The following is a 16,866-nucleotide window of genomic DNA, read 5'->3' on the forward strand; positions in this document are numbered from 1 at the left end:
ACTTCCGTACAACTGACGTAACTGGTACTATCGAGCTACCAGAAGGCGTTGAAATGGTAATGCCTGGTGATAACATCTCTATGACTGTTACTCTAATCGCTCCTATCGCGATGGACGAAGGTCTACGTTTTGCTATCCGTGAAGGTGGCCGTACAGTTGGTGCTGGTGTTGTTGCAACTATCATTGCTTAATAACATCTAGTACTCACGTACAGAAAAAGGGAGCTTCGGCTCCCTTTTTTGCATCTAAAGCTAATTAATTTTATATTCTATACAATTTTACTTTCCTGTATTGCCCCCCGCTGCACTAAACTTTACCCATCTTCGTTAATAAATTTTAGGTTCATCTTTTAGTACTATCAGCTTGTTATCTATTTTTTTATTTATAGCTAAAAAGTAAGGTAGGAGAGTGTTTCTGATTATTTATCGATCAGGGCTTGCTTTCAATATTGTGATCTGTATAATGCACCGCACTGCCCGAGGATATGCCTCGTAAGCGCAGTTGTGAACCAATGAGCGTTGAGGAAGAGATCGCTAAGCGATCTGTTTAATGTATACTCTGACTTATGTTCGCAGTCAATTTAATTGGCTGACAATGTATCCAACTAGGATGCTACGTTCACATAAATCAATCGTACATTCCCTCGTCTTAACGAGTGTGAGTGGCGATATTGTTTGTGTAATTTTTTTATTGGAGCTCTGTCTCATGCAGAACCAACGTATTCGTATCCGCCTTAAGGCGTTCGATCACCGTTTGATCGACCAGTCTACTGCGGAAATCGTTGAAACAGCTAAGCGTACAGGCGCGCAGGTTAAGGGTCCAATCCCACTACCTACTCGTAAAGAGCGTTTCACTGTTCTTATTTCTCCTCACGTTAATAAGACAGCACGTGACCAGTACGAAATCCGTACTCACAAGCGTCTTATCGACATCGTTGAGCCAACAGACAAAACTGTTGATGCTCTTATGCGTCTAGACCTAGCTGCTGGCGTTGATGTACAGATCAGCCTAGGTTAAGGGGAGATAAGAGAATGATTGGTCTAATCGGTCGTAAAGTGGGCATGACCCGCATCTTTACCGAAGCAGGCGTTTCTATTCCAGTAACAGTGGTTGAAGTTGAAGCTAACCGCGTTTCTCAGGTTAAAACTGTTGAAACTGACGGCTACAACGCAATCCAGATCACTACTGGTTCTAAGAAAGCTAACCGCGTTACTAAGCCAGAAGCAGGTCACTTTGCAAAAGCTGGTGTTGAAGCTGGTCGCGGTCTTTGGGAATTCCGTCTAGAGAACAATGAAGAGTTCGCTGTTGGCGCTGAGCTAACTGTTGAGCTGTTCAACGAAGTTAAAAAAGTAGACGTTACTGGCACATCTAAGGGTAAAGGTTTCCAGGGCGCTGTTAAGCGTTGGAACTTCCGTACTCAAGATATGACACACGGTAACTCCTTGTCTCACCGTGCTCCTGGTTCAATTGGCCAATGTCAAACTCCAGGTCGCGTATTTAAAGGCAAGAAAATGGCTGGTCACATGGGTGCTGAGCGTGTAACGACTCAAAACCTAGAGATCGTACGTGTTGACGCTGAGCGCAATCTGCTTCTTATCAAAGGTGCAGTACCAGGTGCTACAGGTGGCAACGTGATCGTTAAACCAGCTGTTAAAGCGTAACGTCGAGGAGTTAGTAATGGAATTGGTAGTCAAAGGTGCTAACGCACTAACTGTCTCCGAAACTACTTTTGGGCGTGATTTCAATGAAGCGCTTGTACACCAAGTAGTTGTTGCATACGCAGCAGGTGCTCGTCAGGGTACTCGTGCTCAGAAAACTCGTTCTGATGTTTCTGGTGGCGGTGCTAAGCCATGGCGCCAGAAAGGCACAGGTCGCGCACGTTCTGGTACTATGCGTAGTCCAATTTGGCGTAAAGGTGGCGTATCATTCGCTGCTCGTCCACAGGACCACAGCCAGAAAGTAAACAAAAAAATGTACCGCGGTGCGATGAAGAGCATTCTTTCTGAGCTAGTTCGTCAAGAGCGTCTAATCGTTGTTGAGAACTTCTCTGTAGAAGCACCAAAGACAAAAGCACTAGTAGCTAAGCTAAACGAGCTTGAGCTAACTGATGCACTGATCGTAACTGGCGAACTAGATGAGAATCTATTCCTAGCTGCACGTAACCTATACAAAGTAGACGTACGTGATGCTAAGGCAATCGACCCAGTTAGCTTAATCGCTTTCGAAAAAGTTGTTATGACTGCAGACGCAGTTAAAGCAGTTGAGGAGATGCTAGCATGATCACTGAAGAGCGTATCTTAAAAGTTCTACGTGCTCCGCACATCTCTGAAAAAGCAACTATGGCTGCTGAAAACGGTAACACTATCGTATTCAAAGTAGCTATGACAGCAACTAAGAAAGAGATCAAAGCAGCAGTTGAAAAACTGTTCGAGGTTGAAGTTAAGTCTGTAAATACTCTTATTGCTAAGGGTAAGACCAAGCGTCAAGGTATGCGCCAAGGCCGTCGTAGCGACTGGAAAAAAGCGTATGTTATCTTGAAAGAAGGTCAAGACATCGACTTCGCTGGTAGTGCAGAGTAAGGCTAGGAGCAAAGAAGAATGGCTATTGTAAAATGTAAGCCGACTTCCCCAGGTCGTCGCCACGTAGTTAAAGTGGTTAACTCTGACCTGCATAAGGGTAAGCCGTACGCACCACTTCTAGAGAAAAACTCTAAGACTGGTGGTCGTAACAATAACGGTCGTATCACAGTACGTCACATCGGTGGTGGTAATAAACAACATTACCGTCTAATCGACTTTAAACGTACTAAAGATGGCATCCCAGCGAAAGTTGAGCGTCTAGAATACGATCCAAACCGTAGCGCAAACATTGCTCTAGTTCTTTACAAAGACGGTGAGCGCCGCTACATTATCGCACCTAAAGGCCTACAAGCTGGTGATATGATCCAGTCTGGTGAAGATGCTGCAATCAAAGTTGGTAACACTCTACCAATGCGCAACATCCCAGTAGGTTCTACTGTACACTGTGTTGAGCTTAAGCCTGGTAAAGGCGCTCAGATAGCTCGTTCAGCTGGTGCATACGCTCAGATCATTGCACGTGCAGGCACTTATGTGACTCTACGTCTACGTTCTGGTGAAATGCGTAAAGTTCTTGCTGATTGTCGTGCGACACTAGGCGAAGTTGGTAACCATGAGCACATGCTACGTGAACTAGGTAAAGCTGGTGCTTCACGTTGGCGCGGTGTTCGTCCAACAGTTCGTGGTGTTGTAATGAACCCAGTAGATCACCCACACGGTGGTGGTGAAGGTCGTACATCTGGCGGTCGTCACCCGGTTACACCTTGGGGTGTTCCAACTAAGGGTTACAAGACTCGTAAGAACAAACGTACCGACAAGTACATTGTACGTCGTCGTAACAAGTAATTATAAAGAGGATACGCCATGCCACGTTCTCTCAAGAAAGGTCCATTTATTGACCTACACTTGCTGAAGAAGGTAGAGAAAGCGTTGGAAAGCGGTGACAAAAAGCCTGTTAAGACTTGGTCCCGTCGCTCAATGATCATCCCTCAAATGATCGGTTTGACCATCGCTGTCCATAATGGTCGTCAGCACGTTCCTGTTTTCGTTTCTGAAGAAATGATCGGTCACAAGCTAGGCGAATTTGCACCAACACGCACTTACCGTGGCCATGCTGCGGATAAGAAAGCTAAGAAGCGCTAAGAGGAGTATAGGTTATGGAAGCTATCGCTAAACATCGCTTTGCTCGCATCTCACCGCAGAAAGCTCGTTTGGTTGCAGATCAACTGCGCGGTAAGCCAGTTGCTCAAGCTCTTGAAATTCTTAACTTCAGCAACAAAAAAGCTGCTGATTTAATCAAGAAAGTTCTAGAGTCAGCTATCGCTAACGCAGAACACAATGAAGGCGCAGACATTGATGATCTTAATGTTGCAAAAATCTTCGTTGATGAAGGTCCTACCATGAAGCGTATTATGCCTCGTGCTAAAGGCCGTGCCGATCGCATCTTGAAGCGTTCTAGCCACATCACTGTTGTTGTAGCAGACCGCTAAGAGACTAGGAGAGAAAGCAATGGGTCAAAAAGTACATCCTAATGGTATTCGTCTTGGCATCGTTAAGCCTTGGAATACCACTTGGTTTGCTAACAGCCAAGATTTCGCTGACAACCTAGACGGCGACTTCAAGGTACGTCAGTTCCTTACTAAGGAACTAGCAAAAGCATCTCTTTCACGTATCGTTATCGAGCGTCCTGCAAAGAGCATCCGTGTGACTATTCACACAGCTCGTCCAGGCGTTGTTATCGGTAAGAAAGGTGAAGACGTAGAGAAACTACGTGCAGCAGTAGCAAAGATCGCGGGCGTTCCAGCTCAGATCAACATTGCTGAAGTACGTAAGCCAGAACTAGATGGTCAACTAGTTGCAGATAGCATCGCATCTCAGCTAGAGCGTCGTGTTATGTTCCGTCGCGCTATGAAGCGTGCAGTTCAGAACGCTATGCGTCTTGGCGCTAAAGGTATCAAAGTTGAAGTAAGCGGTCGTTTAGGCGGCGCTGAAATTGCACGTACTGAGTGGTACCGTGAAGGCCGTGTGCCTCTACACACTCTTCGTGCTGACATTGATTACGCAACTTCTTCGGCTCACACTCAATATGGTGTGATTGGTATTAAAGTTTGGATCTTCAAAGGTGAAGTTCTAGGCGGTATGCCAGCTGCTAACGCAGTAGAGCCAAAGGCTGACAAGCCTAAGAAGCAGCGCAAAAGCCGTAAATAAGGAGTTTATTGATGCTGCAACCAAAACGCACTAAATTCCGCAAGGCCTTTAAAGGTCGTAACCGCGGTCTAGCGAACGGTACTGATGTAAGCTTTGGCGAATTTGGTCTTAAAGCTGTTGGTCGTGGTCGACTAACTGCTCGCCAAATCGAAGCTGCACGTCGTGCTATGACTCGTCATATCAAACGTCAGGGCCAAATCTGGATTCGTGTATTCCCAGACAAACCTATCACATCTAAGCCTCTTGAAGTTCGTCAAGGTAAAGGTAAGGGTAACGTAGAGTACTGGGTTGCACAGATTCAACCAGGTAAGGTTCTATATGAAATGGGTGGTGTTCCTGAAGCTCTAGCTCGTGAAGCATTCGATCTTGCTGCACGTAAGCTACCAATCAAGACCACTTTCGTAACTAAGGCGGTAATGTGATGAATGCACAAGATCTACGCGCTAAAAGCGTTGAAGAACTGAATGCAGAGCTTGTGAATCTTCTTCGTGAGCAGTTCAACTTGCGTATGCAAGCTGCAACTGGTCAGTTACAGCAGACTCACAATCTGAAGAATGTACGTCGTGACATCGCACGTGTTAAAACCGTTCTGACTGAGAAGGCGAGCGCATAATGAGCGAACAAATCCGTACTCAGCTTGGTCGTGTAGTTAGCGACAAAGGCGACAAAACAATCGTTGTTGCTATTGAACGTATGGTGAAGCACCCAATCTACGGTAAATTCATCAAGCGTACAACTAAGCTTCACGCACACGATGAAAACAACGAGTGTGGCCTAGGCGATACTGTTGAGATTCGTGAGTGCCGTCCAATGTCTAAGACTAAGTCTTGGACTCTGGTACGCCTAGTTGAAAAAGCTCGAATCTAATTCGTAAGTTTTAACAACTAGTTAAGTCAGCGGCCCTTAATTTTTTTCGGGCCGTTTATTTTTTATCTACCCATCGGGCGAAAAGAGTGTTATTATTCGCCGCCTTTGAAAGAAAAGGCGAATCGACCCGCGATGGGTCTAGATGTATTTAATTAGCGGAGCACTAACATGATCCAAATGCAAAGTATGCTTGATGCTGCGGATAACTCCGGCGCACGTAGCGTAATGTGTATTAAGGTTCTGGGTGGCTCACACCGCCGCTATGCACAGATTGGTGACATCATTAAGATTACTGTTAAGGAAGCAATTCCTCGCGGTAAAGTTAAGAAAGGTGATGTACTAAAAGCGGTTGTTGTGCGCACTCGTAAAGGCGTTCGTCGTCCAGACGGCTCTGTCATTCGTTTTGACCGTAATGCTTGCGTATTGCTTAACAACAATACAGAGCAACCAATCGGTACTCGTATTTTCGGCCCAGTGACACGTGAACTACGTACTGAAAAGTTCATGAAGATCGTATCACTAGCGCCAGAAGTACTGTAAGGAGTAATTCAAATGGCAGCTAAAATCCGTCGCAACGACGAAGTTATCGTTCTTACTGGTAAAGATAAAGGTAAGAAAGGTAAAGTATCTAAGGTCCTAGCAACCGGTAAAGTTATCGTTGATGGTATCAACCTTGTTAAGAAGCACCAGAAGCCTGTTCCGGCTATGGGCATCCAAGGTGGCATCGTTGAAAAAGAAGCAGCTATTGATGCTTCTAACGTTGCAATCGTTAACGGTGAAGGTAAAGCAGACCGTGTAGGCTTCCGATTCGAAGACGGCAAAAAAGTTCGTTTCTTCAAATCGACTGGCGAAACTATTAAGTAATTTTGGAGTAGTACTATGGCGAAACTGCATGATTACTACAAAGAGACTGTTGTAAAAGAGCTTGCTGAAAAGTTCGAATACAAGAGTATCATGCAAGTCCCAAAGATCGAGAAGATCACACTTAACATGGGTGTGGGCGAGGCGATCAACGACAAGAAGCTTCTTGAAAACGCAGCTGCTGACATGACTGCTATCGCAGGTCAGAAGCCGCTAATCACTGTAGCTCGTAAGTCTGTTGCTGGCTTTAAGATCCGTGAGGGCTACCCTATTGGCTGTAAAGTAACTCTACGTGGCGAACGTATGTGGGACTTCTTCGAGCGTCTAATTTCAATTGCTATTCCACGTGTTCGTGACTTCCGCGGTTTAAACCCTAAGTCATTCGACGGTCGTGGTAACTACAGCATGGGCGTTCGAGAGCAGATTATCTTCCCAGAAATCGATTTCGATAAAGTAGATCGTGTACGTGGTCTTGACATCACTATCACAACTTCTGCTAATTCTGACGAAGAAGCTCGTGCTCTGCTATCTGCTTTTAACTTCCCATTCCGTAAGTAAAAGTAAGGGTTACAAATGGCTAAAGAATCAATGAAGGCACGCGAAGCTAAACGTGCCAAGCTAGTAGCTAAGTACGCTGAGAAGCGTGCAGCGCTAAAAGCTCTAATTAGCAACGTGAATGCTTCTGAAGAAGATCGCTGGAATGCAGTGCTTAAGCTTCAGTCTCTACCACGTGATTCCGCTAAGTCTCGTCAGCGTAACCGCTGTAACCAGACTGGCCGTCCACACGGTTACCTACGTAAATTCGGTCTAAGCCGAATCAAGGTTCGTGAAGCTTGCATGAAAGGCGAGATTCCGGGTCTGCGTAAAGCTAGCTGGTAATTTAGTACCAATATAGAATCACGGAGTATTGACTTATGAGCATGCAAGATCCGATTTCGGATATGCTGACCCGCATTCGTAACGGTCAGGCAGCGAAAAAAGTTGCTGTTAAAATGCCATCTTCTAAGCTTAAAATTGCAATTGCTGCACTGCTTAAAGAAGAAGGTTACGTGGCTGACTACACTGTAAATGGTGAAGTTAAGCCAGAGCTAGAAGTTACTCTTAAGTACTTCGAAGCTAACCCAGTTATTGAGCAAATCCAACGTGTATCACGTCCTGGTCTACGCATCTACAAGAAAAAAGATGCTCTACCATCAGTGATGGGCGGTCTAGGTATTGCTGTTGTGTCCACTTCCAAGGGTCTAATGACCGACCGCGCTGCTCGCAAAGCGGGTCTTGGCGGTGAGATTATCTGCTACGTAGCATAATAGGAGTAGGAAATGTCTCGTGTTGCAAAAGCACCTGTAGTAATTCCTGCCGGCGTAGAAGTTAAACTTAACGGTCAGGAAATCACTGTTAAAGGTGGTAAAGGCGAACTAGTTCGCGTTATCAACGAAGCAGTTGTTCTTTCCCAGGAAGAGAACACAATTACTTTCGGTCCTCGTGAAGGTTTCGAAAAAGCTTGGGCACAAGCAGGTACTGCTCGTGCACTAGTAAACAACATGGTTGTAGGTGTTACTGAAGGTTTCACTAAGAAGCTAACTCTTAAAGGTGTTGGTTACCGTGCTGCTATTAAAGGCAACGCTGTAGCTCTTACTCTTGGCTTCTCTCACCCAGTTGAGCACGAACTTCCAGCCGGTATCAAAGCTGAGTGTCCAACACAAACTGAAATCGTACTAACTGGTACTGATAAGCAGGTTGTTGGTCAGGTAGCTGCGGATATCCGTGCTTACCGTAGCCCAGAACCTTATAAAGGTAAGGGTGTTCGTTACGCAGACGAAGTTGTGCGTATTAAAGAAGCTAAGAAGAAGTAAGGTAACACTATGGATAAGAAAACATCTCGTATCCGTCGTGCGACCCGAGCACGTCGTAAGATTGCTGAACTTGGCGCAACTCGCCTTGTTGTACACCGTACGCCACGTCACGTGTACGCTCAAGTAATCGCAGCAAACGGCTCTGAGGTTATCGCAGCCGCTTCTACTCTAGAAAAAGCGATCCGTGAGCAAGTTAAGAATACCGGTAACAAAGACGCTGCTACAGCTGTAGGTAAAGCTATTGCTGAGCGCGCGATTGAAAAAGGCGTTTCTAGCGTTGCATTCGATCGTTCTGGTTTCCAATACCACGGCCGTGTAGCTGCACTAGCAGAAGCTGCTCGTGAAGCTGGTCTGAAATTCTAAGGTAGGCGGAAGATGGCTAACGAAAAAACACAATCAGATTTGCATGAAAAACTGATCGCTGTTAACCGTGTATCTAAGACGGTTAAAGGTGGTCGTATTTTCAGCTTTACTGCACTAACAGTAGTTGGTGACGGTAACGGTCGCGTTGGTTTCGGTTACGGTAAGGCACGTGAAGTTCCTGCTGCAATCCAGAAAGCGATGGAAAAAGCACGCCGTAACATGACTAATGTTGCACTAAACGAAGGTACTCTTCACCACGCTGTTAAAGGCCGCCACACTGGTTCTAAAGTGTACATGCAGCCTGCATCAGAAGGTACAGGTATCATCGCAGGTGGTGCGATGCGTGCAGTTCTAGAAGTTGCGGGTGTTCGTAACGTTCTAGCAAAAGCATACGGCTCTACAAACCCAATCAACATCGTTCGCGCGACTATTGATGGTTTGAGTGGCATGAACTCTCCAGAAATGATCGCTGCGAAGCGTGGTCTTTCTGTTAAAGAAATTCTGGAGTAATCGACATGGCTAAGACTATTAAAGTAACACAGACAAAGAGCTCTATCGGTCGTTTACCGAAGCATAAAGCTACTTTGCGTGGCCTAGGCCTTCGTCGTATCAACCACACAGTTGAACTTGAAGATACTGCTTGCGTACGCGGCATGATCAACAAAGTTTACTACATGGTTAAAGTTGAGGAGTAATCAGAATGCGTTTGAATACTCTATCACCGGCTGCGGGTTCTAAGCCTTCTGCTAAGCGCGTAGGTCGTGGTATCGGTTCTGGTCTGGGTAAAACTTGTGGCCGTGGTCACAAGGGTCAGAAATCACGTTCAGGTGGTTCTGTACGTCCAGGCTTCGAAGGCGGTCAAATGCCTTTGAAACAACGTCTACCAAAATTCGGTTTTACTTCGCGTAAAGGCCTAGTATCAGCTGAAATTCGTCTAGCAGAGCTAGCGAAAGTTGAAGGTGACGTAGTAAGCTTAGAAACTCTAAAAGCTGCAGATCTTATCTCTGCGAACATCCAGTTCGCGAAAGTTGTACTTTCTGGTGAGATCAACCGCGCTGTTACAGTTAAAGGCCTACGCGTTACTAAAGGCGCTAAAGCTGCAATCGAAGCTGCCGGCGGTAAAATCGAGGAATAATTAACTCGAGGATGAGGTACAGATGGCTAAACAACCAGGACAAGATTTTCGTAGCGCCAAAGGTGGCCTAGCAGAACTAAAGTCCCGTCTTTTCTTTGTATTAGGCGCGATCTTAATTTTCCGTGCGGGCTCTTTTGTGCCTATTCCTGGTATTGACGCTGCTGTACTTGCTGATCTGTTCGAACAGCAAAAGGGTACCATCATTGAACTGTTTAACATGTTCTCTGGTGGTGCACTTTCGCGTGCTTCGATCTTAGCTCTGGGCATAATGCCGTATATTTCTGCGTCCATTATTGTCCAGTTGCTAACGGTGGTTCATCCAGCGTTAGCAGAGCTTAAGAAAGAAGGGGAGGCTGGCCGTCGTAAGATAAGCCAGTATACTCGTTACGGCACGCTTGTTTTGGCAACCTTCCAAGCAATTGGTATTGCGACGGGGTTACCAAGTATGATTCCAGGACTGGTAGTAAATCCAGGGCTAGGATTCTACTTTGTCGCAGTAGTTAGTTTGGTTACCGGTACCATGTTTTTGATGTGGTTAGGTGAACAAATTACTGAACGTGGCATTGGTAACGGTATATCTTTGATTATCTTCACTGGTATCGTTGCAGGTTTGCCGCCAGCTATTGGACAGACTGTAGAGCAAGCACGTCAAGGTGAATTGCACGTACTTCTTCTACTGTTAATTGCAGTAATCTCTTTTGCTGTTATATACTTCGTAGTGTTTATGGAACGTGGTCAACGTCGAATCGTCGTTAACTATGCTAAACGTCAGCAAGGCCGTCGTGTTTTTGCTGCGCAAAGCACCCACCTTCCGCTTAAAATAAACATGGCGGGTGTTATCCCAGCAATTTTTGCATCGAGTATTATTCTGTTTCCAGGTACACTAGCACAGTGGTTTGGACAGAGTGAAAATCTAGGCTGGTTAAGTGATATTTCACTTGCACTAAGCCCTGGACAGCCACTATATGTAATGCTTTATGCTGCTGCGATTATTTTCTTCTGTTTCTTCTATACCGCGTTGGTGTTTAACCCTCGCGAGACAGCTGATAACTTGAAGAAGTCTGGTGCATTCGTACCTGGTATTCGCCCGGGTGAACAGACCGCAAAATACATTGATAAAGTAATGACTCGACTAACCCTTGCGGGTGCGTTGTATATCACCTTTATCTGTCTGATCCCCGAGTTCATGATGATTGCATGGAATGTCCGCTTCTATTTCGGTGGAACTTCCCTACTCATTGTAGTAGTTGTAATCATGGACTTCATGGCTCAAGTTCAGACTCACCTGATGTCTCAACAATATGAGTCAGTTTTGAAAAAGGCTAACCTTAAGGGCTACGGCCGTTAAGAACAGTTATCCATTTACGGAGTTTAGCAATGAAAGTTCGTGCTTCCGTTAAGAAAATCTGCCGTAACTGCAAAGTTATCAAGCGCAACGGTGTTGTGCGTGTAATTTGCAGCGAGCCTAAGCACAAACAGCGCCAAGGCTAATTAGCAGAAATATTTCTTGCAAATTGAAGGTAGGTTGGCTACATTAGCCAACCATCTTTTGTTGTGTGCAAAAGAATTGTTCCACCGCTGCGTATCCTAAACGGGCTCTGCAGCGGTTATTCTTGTAAAGTACTAGGAGTGAATAGTGGCCCGTATTGCAGGCATTAACATTCCTGATCAGAAACACGCTGTTATCGCATTAACTGCGATCTACGGCATCGGTAAAACTCGTTCTCAAGCTATCCTAGCTGAGACTGGTATTGCTGAAGATGTTAAGATCAGTGAACTGACTGAAGAGCAGATCGATCTACTGCGTGATGGTGTAGCTAAGTACACTGTAGAAGGTGATCTACGTCGTGAAGTTTCCATGAACATCAAGCGTCTAATGGACCTTGGTTGTTACCGTGGTCTTCGTCACCGTCGCAGTCTACCTCTACGTGGACAGCGTACTAAGACCAACGCACGTACCCGTAAGGGTCCGCGCAAGCCGATCAAAAAATAATCGGATAAGGTAGAGTACAATGGCAAAACAACCAACTCGCGCTCGTAAGCGCGTACGTAAGCAAGTTGCTGATGGCGTTGCGCACATCCACGCTTCTTTCAACAACACAATCGTAACCATTACTGACCGTCAAGGTAATGCTCTTGCTTGGGCAACAGCAGGTGGTTCTGGTTTCCGTGGTTCTCGTAAATCTACTCCGTTCGCTGCACAGGTTGCTGCTGAGCGTTGTGGTGAAATGGCTAAAGAATACGGCGTTAAGAACCTAGAAGTTATGGTTAAGGGCCCAGGTCCTGGTCGTGAGTCTACTATCCGCGCTCTAAACGCAGCGGGTTACCGTATCACTAACATTGTTGATGCGACTCCGATCCCTCATAACGGTTGTCGTCCACCTAAGAAACGTCGCGTATAACGTTTCGTTTCTAGGAATATTGGAGAAAGAAACATGGCAAGATATTTGGGTCCTAAGCTGAAGCTTAGCCGTCGCGAAGGCACTGATTTATTCCTTAAATCAGGTGTACGCGCGATTGATACCAAGTGTAAAATTGATAATGCACCTGGTCAACACGGTGCGCGTCGCGGTCGTCTATCTGACTACGGCGTTCAGCTTCGTGAGAAGCAAAAAGTTCGTCGTATCTACGGCGTACTAGAAAAACAATTCCGTAACTACTACCAAGAAGCTGCTCGCCTAAAAGGCAACACTGGTGAAAACCTACTTCAGCTTCTTGAAGGTCGTCTAGATAACGTAGTTTACCGCATGGGCTTTGGCGCAACTCGCGCAGAAGCACGTCAGTTGGTAAGCCACAAAGCGATCCTAGTTAACGGTCAAGTCGTGAACGTTCCTTCTTACAAGGTAGCGGCTAACGACGTTGTTAGCATTCGCGAGAAAGCTAAGAACCAAGCACGCATCAAAGCAGCTCTAGAAGTTGCTACACAGCGTGAACTACCGACTTGGGTCGAAGTAGACAACAAGAAAATGGAAGGTACTTTTAAGCGTCTTCCAGAACGTTCTGATTTGTCTGCCGACATCAACGAACACCTGATCGTCGAGCTTTACTCTAAGTAAGGCTATAGTTAAGAGAGGACACAATGCAGGGTTCTGTAACAGAATTTCTTAAGCCACGTTTAGTTGACATCGAACAAGTTAACTCAACGCATGCAAAAGTAACTCTAGAGCCATTAGAGCGTGGTTTTGGCCACACTCTAGGTAATGCTCTTCGTCGCATTCTATTATCTTCAATGCCAGGTTGTGCTGTTACTGAAGTAGAGATCGACGGTGTGTTACATGAGTACAGCACCAAAGAGGGAGTTCAGGAAGATATCCTCGAAATCCTACTAAACCTTAAGGGCCTAGCTGTTAAGGTTGAGGGTAAAGATGAAGTAATTCTAACTCTGAACAAGTCTGGTGCAGGCCCTGTTGTTGCAGGTGACATCACCCATGATGGTGATGTTGAGATTGCGAACCCAGAACACGTAATCTGCCACATTACTGATGACAATGCTGAATTAAGCATGCGCATCAAGGTAGAACGTGGTCGTGGCTATGTACCAGCATCTGCTCGTATTCACACTGAAGAAGATGAGCGTCCAATTGGCCGTCTGCTAGTTGATGCAACTTTCAGCCCAGTTGATCGTATCTCTTACGCTGTTGAAGCAGCTCGCGTTGAACAACGTACTGACTTAGACAAGCTTGTAATTGATATGGAGACTAATGGTACTCTTGATCCTGAGGAAGCTATCCGTCGTGCAGCAACAATTCTTGCTGAACAACTAGATGCATTCGTAGATCTTCGTGATGTACGTGTTCCTGAAGAAAAAGAAGAGAAGCCGGAGTTCGATCCGATCCTACTGCGTCCTGTAGACGATCTTGAACTAACTGTTCGCTCTGCAAACTGTCTAAAAGCAGAAGCGATCCATTACATCGGTGATCTTGTTCAGCGTACTGAGGTTGAGCTTCTTAAGACTCCAAACCTTGGTAAGAAGTCTTTAACTGAAATTAAAGACGTTCTTGCTTCTCGTGGTCTGTCTCTAGGCATGCGTCTAGAAAACTGGCCGCCAGCGTCTATCGCTGAAGATTAATAGTTACTGATATCTAGTTAGAAGGATTAGGTCATGCGCCATCGTAAGAGTGGTCGTCAACTCAACCGCAACAGCAGCCATCGTAAAGCGATGTTCAGCAACATGGCTAGCTCTCTGGTACGTCACGAATTAATCAAGACTACCCTGCCTAAAGCAAAAGAGCTACGTCGCGTAATTGAGCCTTTGATTACCCTAGCTAAGACTGACAGCGTTGCTAACCGTCGTCTTGCATTCGCTCGTACTCGTGATAACGAAGTAGTTGCGAAACTATTTAATGAATTAGGTCCACGTTTCGCTCAGCGTCCAGGTGGTTACACTCGTATTATCAAGTGTGGTTTCCGTGCTGGCGATAAAGCTCCAATGGCTTACATTGAGCTTGTAGATCGTTCTGAAGCTAAAGAAGAAGCTACTGCTGAATAAGCAATAGTTTTGAAATAGCAAAAAGAAGCCGAGTCTGAAAAGATTCGGCTTTTTTTTTGCATCTAAATCATGAGTTAACTGGGAGTAGCTTATGATTTATCAAGTGATTGATTCTCGTAACTTTGGTGGGATAGAAAGTCACATTTTGCAATTAGCTTGTCTTCTGCATAGATATAATTATCCTGTGACAATTGTCTTTATGCGGCATTACAGTCCAGCACATCCACTGCGACAACAAGCAGAAAGTGCAAAAATCCCAGTTTTAACTACAGCTCAATTACCTAGTTTTTATCATTTAAAACAAGGTGATATTCTTCATGGTCATGGCTACAAAGCAAGTTTGTTTGTCCGAATCTATGGCTTATTTAGTCGTGCTAAGGTCATCACAACATTTCACGCCGGTGAAATAGCAACGGGAAAAGTGGCATTTTATGAATGGCTAAATCGTTCGAGTGCCTTCCTGTCAAAAAATATTGTTATTAGCCAAGTTATAGGCCAGAAAATATCAGCTAAATATGACTATTGGCATAATTTTATATCATTACCCAAATTGCCATCAAAGTTAGCGAAACCAAACAAGATAATGAATGTTGCTTTTGTGGGACGGTTAGAAAAAGTAAAAGGCTTTGATCGTTTCTGTGTGATAGCAAACGCGCTACCGCAATATCAATTTCATGTTTTTGGGGATGGTTTGCTACATAAGCTCATACCTGAACATATTCATGATCATGGTATGGTTTCTGCGATGGATGGTTACTGGTCACAATTAGATGTGCTATTAATTCCCTCTCGTGCTGAAGGACTGCCAATGGCTGCAATTGAAGCGATGGCAAATCAAGTGATTGTTATTGCCACAAATGTCGGAGATTTAGCTAAATTACTGGCGCCAGAGTTTTTGGTACCGAATTCAAATTGGCAGCAACTTAGTATTCTGCTTAATTCGCTCAACAAGTTATCACCCTCTGAATGGAAAAAAATCTGTGATGATAATTATTATAAAATTCAGCGTGATTACTCTGAACAACAAGCAATAAAACAGCTAAAGCTCACTTATGGGTTCTGCTAGGTAGATAGTAACTAAGGTTTTGTCATCTTCTATATGTAGTGAAGACTCCCATAAATAGGCTCCTCTTATGGTTTTATCTTTACTCTGTATTTGCTTTTGTTGCTGCTGTGATAATTTCTGTTCAAAAATGCCATCACTGGCAATATGTAAGCTCTGTTCTGATAATAAATCGTAATGTTTACACTCTATTGTTATCTGTTCATTGAGTCCTAGGAGTGAAATATGTTCTTGTTGATACTCACTGTGTTCTAAGCCCACTAATAAAGGGGCTGGCATCGCGGAATTATAAATAGTGATTTGGCTATTTTGCTGGATCTCTATGATCATTAAACAGATCAATTGGCTATGTGATGTTTGATAGATTTCTTGATTGAGTAAGGTCAGCAACTGTTGTGGAGATTCAATGCCAGCACAGAAAAGTCCTCGTATAAAGCTAATCCAACCAGAACCATTTGTTCTAGCGATCAAGCCAGATCCCATATGATCACCAACAACGATCAATTCGCGTTCATCTTGGCAATAATGTGTTAGAAGAAAGTCACCACTGTCTGGAGGATCTTGATGATACTCTATCTGTAGATTATGGCTGCGTCTGTGATCATTTTCTTGCCGTACTTGCGGTGAAATATGTTGCGATAACGCGTGTTCTAAATGACTTTGTAGCCTTCGGTGTCGTTTAAGTACCCGTTCAATCACTGAAAATAATGTCTCTTTATCGATAGGTTTTTTTAAATAATCATCAATTTCTAACTGCGAGGCAGCTGATTGGGTTGAACGATTGAGATCTCCAGTAAGAAAAATAAACGGCAATAGGCTATGGCGAGGTTGTTTAGCTACATGTTGTCGAAAATGAAATCCATCCATTTCAGGCATATGAATATCTGTTATTACCAGTTCACAAGAGTGATCTTTAAGCCAGTCTAGGCCTTCAGTCGAAGAGCTAAACATTGTGATTTGATAATCTTCTTGTAGTAGAGATGCTAAATAGGTCAGCTGGCTACTGCTGTCATCGATTAACAATAATCGCGGTTTTTCTTGGTCTTTATCTATAGAGAATGAAAAGTTATTGCCTTGCTCTGATAGCGTATATTGATAGTTATCGAACATTGATTTGAGTAGAGCAAGCCCCATATGATTTGTGCTTGGTTGTTTTGGGAATTGTGCTTGGTTTAATTGTTCCTCGAAAGCCAGCCAATGAGATCCATTATCCAAGATAGTAAATTGATATTCGTTTGCCGTTTGATGACCAATTAATTGAATGTGACTTGCAGGAACCGCTTGATGATTTAACAGATTTGTTCCGTATTCTGAAATAATGAGTTGTAGTTTTTGCGTAATGGTTGGGCAAAAAGAAAGACGCTGATGTTTATCATTTATCCAGTTTCGAATCTGTTTTAACTCGTTGATAGTGAGCTTAAATTGCTGTTGATACAAAGGATAGTTCATTG

At 44.5% G+C, this 16,866-nt stretch carries 31 protein-coding genes; 30 read left to right on the top strand and 1 reads right to left on the bottom strand.

Annotated features, from left to right (window positions below):
* The 30 genes from CTN07_RS19270 to CTN07_RS19415 all read left to right on the top strand — a co-directional run.
* A partial coding sequence (locus tag CTN07_RS19270) for an EF-Tu C-terminal domain-related protein (protein ID WP_457770391.1) occupies nt 1-191 on the top strand: 191 nt, incomplete at its 5' end.
* A gap of 514 nt (nt 192-705) precedes the next feature.
* On the top strand, nt 706-1,017 hold the full coding sequence (gene rpsJ / locus CTN07_RS19275) for a 30S ribosomal protein S10 (RefSeq protein WP_005302781.1): 312 nt from the start codon (nt 706-708) through the stop codon (nt 1,015-1,017).
* A gap of 14 nt (nt 1,018-1,031) precedes the next feature.
* Entirely contained in the window at nt 1,032-1,661 is a 630-nt protein-coding gene (rplC, locus tag CTN07_RS19280; RefSeq protein ID WP_005302783.1) for a 50S ribosomal protein L3, read from the top strand.
* Nucleotides 1,662-1,677: 16 nt separating this feature from the next.
* On the top strand, nt 1,678-2,280 hold the full coding sequence (gene rplD / locus CTN07_RS19285; protein WP_005302784.1) for a 50S ribosomal protein L4: 603 nt from the start codon (nt 1,678-1,680) through the stop codon (nt 2,278-2,280).
* Entirely contained in the window at nt 2,277-2,579 is a 303-nt protein-coding gene (gene rplW / locus CTN07_RS19290; RefSeq protein ID WP_005302786.1) for a 50S ribosomal protein L23, read from the top strand. Before rplD ends, rplW begins: the two co-directional genes overlap by 4 nt.
* A gap of 18 nt (nt 2,580-2,597) precedes the next feature.
* The gene (rplB, locus tag CTN07_RS19295) at nt 2,598-3,422 is read left to right on the top strand and encodes a 50S ribosomal protein L2 (protein ID WP_005302789.1); all 825 of its coding nucleotides are present in this window, start codon (nt 2,598-2,600) and stop codon (nt 3,420-3,422) included.
* A gap of 18 nt (nt 3,423-3,440) precedes the next feature.
* Entirely contained in the window at nt 3,441-3,719 is a 279-nt protein-coding gene (rpsS, locus tag CTN07_RS19300) for a 30S ribosomal protein S19 (RefSeq protein WP_005302795.1), read from the top strand.
* 14 nt (nt 3,720-3,733) lie between these two features.
* Nucleotides 3,734-4,066: a 50S ribosomal protein L22 gene (gene rplV / locus CTN07_RS19305; protein WP_005302797.1), complete on the top strand. Its 333-nt coding sequence runs from the start codon at nt 3,734-3,736 to the stop codon at nt 4,064-4,066.
* A gap of 19 nt (nt 4,067-4,085) precedes the next feature.
* Nucleotides 4,086-4,784 carry a 30S ribosomal protein S3 gene (gene rpsC / locus CTN07_RS19310; protein ID WP_005302798.1) on the top strand — a complete coding sequence of 233 codons (699 nt, stop codon included), beginning with the start codon at nt 4,086-4,088 and terminating at the stop codon, nt 4,782-4,784.
* A gap of 11 nt (nt 4,785-4,795) precedes the next feature.
* Nucleotides 4,796-5,206, top strand: a complete 411-nt coding sequence (gene rplP, locus CTN07_RS19315) for a 50S ribosomal protein L16 (RefSeq protein WP_005302799.1) — start codon at nt 4,796-4,798, stop codon at nt 5,204-5,206.
* Nucleotides 5,206-5,397 (top strand): 50S ribosomal protein L29, encoded by a 192-nt coding sequence (gene rpmC, locus CTN07_RS19320; protein WP_005302800.1) that lies wholly within the window; start codon nt 5,206-5,208, stop codon nt 5,395-5,397. Before rplP ends, rpmC begins: the two co-directional genes overlap by 1 nt.
* The gene (rpsQ, locus tag CTN07_RS19325; RefSeq protein WP_005302801.1) at nt 5,397-5,651 is read left to right on the top strand and encodes a 30S ribosomal protein S17; all 255 of its coding nucleotides are present in this window, start codon (nt 5,397-5,399) and stop codon (nt 5,649-5,651) included. The genes rpmC and rpsQ overlap by 1 nt, the downstream gene beginning before the upstream one ends.
* Nucleotides 5,652-5,819: 168 nt before the next feature.
* Complete coding sequence (rplN, locus tag CTN07_RS19330; RefSeq protein ID WP_005302802.1) at nt 5,820-6,191, top strand: 50S ribosomal protein L14; 372 nt, start codon at nt 5,820-5,822, stop codon at nt 6,189-6,191.
* A gap of 12 nt (nt 6,192-6,203) precedes the next feature.
* A complete protein-coding gene (gene rplX, locus CTN07_RS19335) occupies nt 6,204-6,515 on the top strand; it encodes a 50S ribosomal protein L24 (RefSeq protein WP_005302806.1) in 312 nt (103 codons plus the stop codon).
* A gap of 15 nt (nt 6,516-6,530) precedes the next feature.
* The gene (gene rplE, locus CTN07_RS19340) at nt 6,531-7,070 is read left to right on the top strand and encodes a 50S ribosomal protein L5 (RefSeq protein WP_005302809.1); all 540 of its coding nucleotides are present in this window, start codon (nt 6,531-6,533) and stop codon (nt 7,068-7,070) included.
* Between the two features lie 15 nt (nt 7,071-7,085).
* Nucleotides 7,086-7,391 (top strand): 30S ribosomal protein S14, encoded by a 306-nt coding sequence (rpsN, locus tag CTN07_RS19345; RefSeq protein WP_005302811.1) that lies wholly within the window; start codon nt 7,086-7,088, stop codon nt 7,389-7,391.
* A 35-nt stretch (nt 7,392-7,426) separates the two neighbouring features.
* Complete coding sequence (gene rpsH / locus CTN07_RS19350; RefSeq protein WP_005302814.1) at nt 7,427-7,819, top strand: 30S ribosomal protein S8; 393 nt, start codon at nt 7,427-7,429, stop codon at nt 7,817-7,819.
* Nucleotides 7,820-7,831: 12 nt separating this feature from the next.
* Nucleotides 7,832-8,365 carry a 50S ribosomal protein L6 gene (gene rplF / locus CTN07_RS19355; protein WP_005302817.1) on the top strand — a complete coding sequence of 178 codons (534 nt, stop codon included), beginning with the start codon at nt 7,832-7,834 and terminating at the stop codon, nt 8,363-8,365.
* Nucleotides 8,366-8,374: 9 nt separating this feature from the next.
* Nucleotides 8,375-8,728 (top strand): 50S ribosomal protein L18, encoded by a 354-nt coding sequence (rplR, locus tag CTN07_RS19360; RefSeq protein WP_005302818.1) that lies wholly within the window; start codon nt 8,375-8,377, stop codon nt 8,726-8,728.
* 12 nt (nt 8,729-8,740) lie between these two features.
* On the top strand, nt 8,741-9,238 hold the full coding sequence (gene rpsE / locus CTN07_RS19365) for a 30S ribosomal protein S5 (RefSeq protein WP_005302820.1): 498 nt from the start codon (nt 8,741-8,743) through the stop codon (nt 9,236-9,238).
* Nucleotides 9,239-9,243: 5 nt separating this feature from the next.
* Nucleotides 9,244-9,423: a 50S ribosomal protein L30 gene (rpmD, locus tag CTN07_RS19370; RefSeq protein ID WP_005302823.1), complete on the top strand. Its 180-nt coding sequence runs from the start codon at nt 9,244-9,246 to the stop codon at nt 9,421-9,423.
* 5 nt (nt 9,424-9,428) lie between these two features.
* A complete protein-coding gene (gene rplO / locus CTN07_RS19375; protein WP_005302825.1) occupies nt 9,429-9,863 on the top strand; it encodes a 50S ribosomal protein L15 in 435 nt (144 codons plus the stop codon).
* Nucleotides 9,864-9,885: 22 nt separating this feature from the next.
* Nucleotides 9,886-11,211 carry a preprotein translocase subunit SecY gene (secY, locus tag CTN07_RS19380; RefSeq protein ID WP_005302827.1) on the top strand — a complete coding sequence of 442 codons (1,326 nt, stop codon included), beginning with the start codon at nt 9,886-9,888 and terminating at the stop codon, nt 11,209-11,211.
* A gap of 29 nt (nt 11,212-11,240) precedes the next feature.
* Nucleotides 11,241-11,354, top strand: coding sequence for a 50S ribosomal protein L36 (rpmJ, locus tag CTN07_RS19385; protein ID WP_000868186.1), 114 nt, complete (start codon nt 11,241-11,243; stop codon nt 11,352-11,354).
* A 145-nt stretch (nt 11,355-11,499) separates the two neighbouring features.
* Nucleotides 11,500-11,856: a 30S ribosomal protein S13 gene (rpsM, locus tag CTN07_RS19390; protein ID WP_005303495.1), complete on the top strand. Its 357-nt coding sequence runs from the start codon at nt 11,500-11,502 to the stop codon at nt 11,854-11,856.
* 19 nt (nt 11,857-11,875) lie between these two features.
* Nucleotides 11,876-12,265, top strand: coding sequence for a 30S ribosomal protein S11 (gene rpsK, locus CTN07_RS19395; protein ID WP_005303517.1), 390 nt, complete (start codon nt 11,876-11,878; stop codon nt 12,263-12,265).
* Between the two features lie 33 nt (nt 12,266-12,298).
* A complete protein-coding gene (gene rpsD / locus CTN07_RS19400) occupies nt 12,299-12,919 on the top strand; it encodes a 30S ribosomal protein S4 (RefSeq protein WP_005303520.1) in 621 nt (206 codons plus the stop codon).
* Between the two features lie 23 nt (nt 12,920-12,942).
* Complete coding sequence (locus CTN07_RS19405; RefSeq protein ID WP_005303523.1) at nt 12,943-13,932, top strand: DNA-directed RNA polymerase subunit alpha; 990 nt, start codon at nt 12,943-12,945, stop codon at nt 13,930-13,932.
* Between the two features lie 33 nt (nt 13,933-13,965).
* Complete coding sequence (gene rplQ, locus CTN07_RS19410; protein ID WP_005303526.1) at nt 13,966-14,352, top strand: 50S ribosomal protein L17; 387 nt, start codon at nt 13,966-13,968, stop codon at nt 14,350-14,352.
* Nucleotides 14,353-14,443: 91 nt separating this feature from the next.
* Entirely contained in the window at nt 14,444-15,418 is a 975-nt protein-coding gene (locus tag CTN07_RS19415; RefSeq protein WP_005303528.1) for a glycosyltransferase family 4 protein, read from the top strand.
* Here CTN07_RS19415 and CTN07_RS19420 read toward each other — a convergent pair.
* Nucleotides 15,392-16,864: a response regulator gene (locus tag CTN07_RS19420; RefSeq protein WP_005303531.1), complete on the bottom strand. Its 1,473-nt coding sequence runs from the start codon at nt 16,862-16,864 to the stop codon at nt 15,392-15,394. The genes CTN07_RS19415 and CTN07_RS19420 overlap by 27 nt on opposite strands.
* Nucleotides 16,865-16,866: the final 2 nt, after the last annotated feature.

The sequence above is a fragment of the Photobacterium damselae genome (genome assembly GCF_003026815.1).
GTDB lineage: Bacteria > Pseudomonadota > Gammaproteobacteria > Enterobacterales > Vibrionaceae > Photobacterium > Photobacterium damselae.

Excerpts from the sequence above, each read along its gene's own strand:
- rpsJ (WP_005302781.1), top strand. The coding sequence starts at position 706 with ATGCAGAACCAACGTATTCGTATCCGCCTTAAGGCGTTCGATCACCGT.
- rplC (WP_005302783.1), top strand. The coding sequence starts at position 1,032 with ATGATTGGTCTAATCGGTCGTAAAGTGGGCATGACCCGCATCTTTACC.
- rplD (WP_005302784.1), top strand. The coding sequence starts at position 1,678 with ATGGAATTGGTAGTCAAAGGTGCTAACGCACTAACTGTCTCCGAAACT.
- rplW (WP_005302786.1), top strand. The coding sequence starts at position 2,277 with ATGATCACTGAAGAGCGTATCTTAAAAGTTCTACGTGCTCCGCACATC.
- rplB (WP_005302789.1), top strand. The coding sequence starts at position 2,598 with ATGGCTATTGTAAAATGTAAGCCGACTTCCCCAGGTCGTCGCCACGTA.
- rpsS (WP_005302795.1), top strand. The coding sequence starts at position 3,441 with ATGCCACGTTCTCTCAAGAAAGGTCCATTTATTGACCTACACTTGCTG.
- rplV (WP_005302797.1), top strand. The coding sequence starts at position 3,734 with ATGGAAGCTATCGCTAAACATCGCTTTGCTCGCATCTCACCGCAGAAA.
- rpsC (WP_005302798.1), top strand. The coding sequence starts at position 4,086 with ATGGGTCAAAAAGTACATCCTAATGGTATTCGTCTTGGCATCGTTAAG.
- rplP (WP_005302799.1), top strand. The coding sequence starts at position 4,796 with ATGCTGCAACCAAAACGCACTAAATTCCGCAAGGCCTTTAAAGGTCGT.
- rpmC (WP_005302800.1), top strand. The coding sequence starts at position 5,206 with ATGAATGCACAAGATCTACGCGCTAAAAGCGTTGAAGAACTGAATGCA.
- rpsQ (WP_005302801.1), top strand. The coding sequence starts at position 5,397 with ATGAGCGAACAAATCCGTACTCAGCTTGGTCGTGTAGTTAGCGACAAA.
- rplN (WP_005302802.1), top strand. The coding sequence starts at position 5,820 with ATGATCCAAATGCAAAGTATGCTTGATGCTGCGGATAACTCCGGCGCA.
- rplX (WP_005302806.1), top strand. The coding sequence starts at position 6,204 with ATGGCAGCTAAAATCCGTCGCAACGACGAAGTTATCGTTCTTACTGGT.
- rplE (WP_005302809.1), top strand. The coding sequence starts at position 6,531 with ATGGCGAAACTGCATGATTACTACAAAGAGACTGTTGTAAAAGAGCTT.
- rpsN (WP_005302811.1), top strand. The coding sequence starts at position 7,086 with ATGGCTAAAGAATCAATGAAGGCACGCGAAGCTAAACGTGCCAAGCTA.
- rpsH (WP_005302814.1), top strand. The coding sequence starts at position 7,427 with ATGAGCATGCAAGATCCGATTTCGGATATGCTGACCCGCATTCGTAAC.
- rplF (WP_005302817.1), top strand. The coding sequence starts at position 7,832 with ATGTCTCGTGTTGCAAAAGCACCTGTAGTAATTCCTGCCGGCGTAGAA.
- rplR (WP_005302818.1), top strand. The coding sequence starts at position 8,375 with ATGGATAAGAAAACATCTCGTATCCGTCGTGCGACCCGAGCACGTCGT.
- rpsE (WP_005302820.1), top strand. The coding sequence starts at position 8,741 with ATGGCTAACGAAAAAACACAATCAGATTTGCATGAAAAACTGATCGCT.
- rpmD (WP_005302823.1), top strand. The coding sequence starts at position 9,244 with ATGGCTAAGACTATTAAAGTAACACAGACAAAGAGCTCTATCGGTCGT.
- rplO (WP_005302825.1), top strand. The coding sequence starts at position 9,429 with ATGCGTTTGAATACTCTATCACCGGCTGCGGGTTCTAAGCCTTCTGCT.
- secY (WP_005302827.1), top strand. The coding sequence starts at position 9,886 with ATGGCTAAACAACCAGGACAAGATTTTCGTAGCGCCAAAGGTGGCCTA.
- rpmJ (WP_000868186.1), top strand. The coding sequence starts at position 11,241 with ATGAAAGTTCGTGCTTCCGTTAAGAAAATCTGCCGTAACTGCAAAGTT.
- rpsK (WP_005303517.1), top strand. The coding sequence starts at position 11,876 with ATGGCAAAACAACCAACTCGCGCTCGTAAGCGCGTACGTAAGCAAGTT.
- rpsD (WP_005303520.1), top strand. The coding sequence starts at position 12,299 with ATGGCAAGATATTTGGGTCCTAAGCTGAAGCTTAGCCGTCGCGAAGGC.
- CTN07_RS19405 (WP_005303523.1), top strand. The coding sequence starts at position 12,943 with ATGCAGGGTTCTGTAACAGAATTTCTTAAGCCACGTTTAGTTGACATC.
- rplQ (WP_005303526.1), top strand. The coding sequence starts at position 13,966 with ATGCGCCATCGTAAGAGTGGTCGTCAACTCAACCGCAACAGCAGCCAT.
- CTN07_RS19415 (WP_005303528.1), top strand. The coding sequence starts at position 14,444 with ATGATTTATCAAGTGATTGATTCTCGTAACTTTGGTGGGATAGAAAGT.
- CTN07_RS19420 (WP_005303531.1), bottom strand. The coding sequence starts at position 16,864 with ATGAACTATCCTTTGTATCAACAGCAATTTAAGCTCACTATCAACGAG.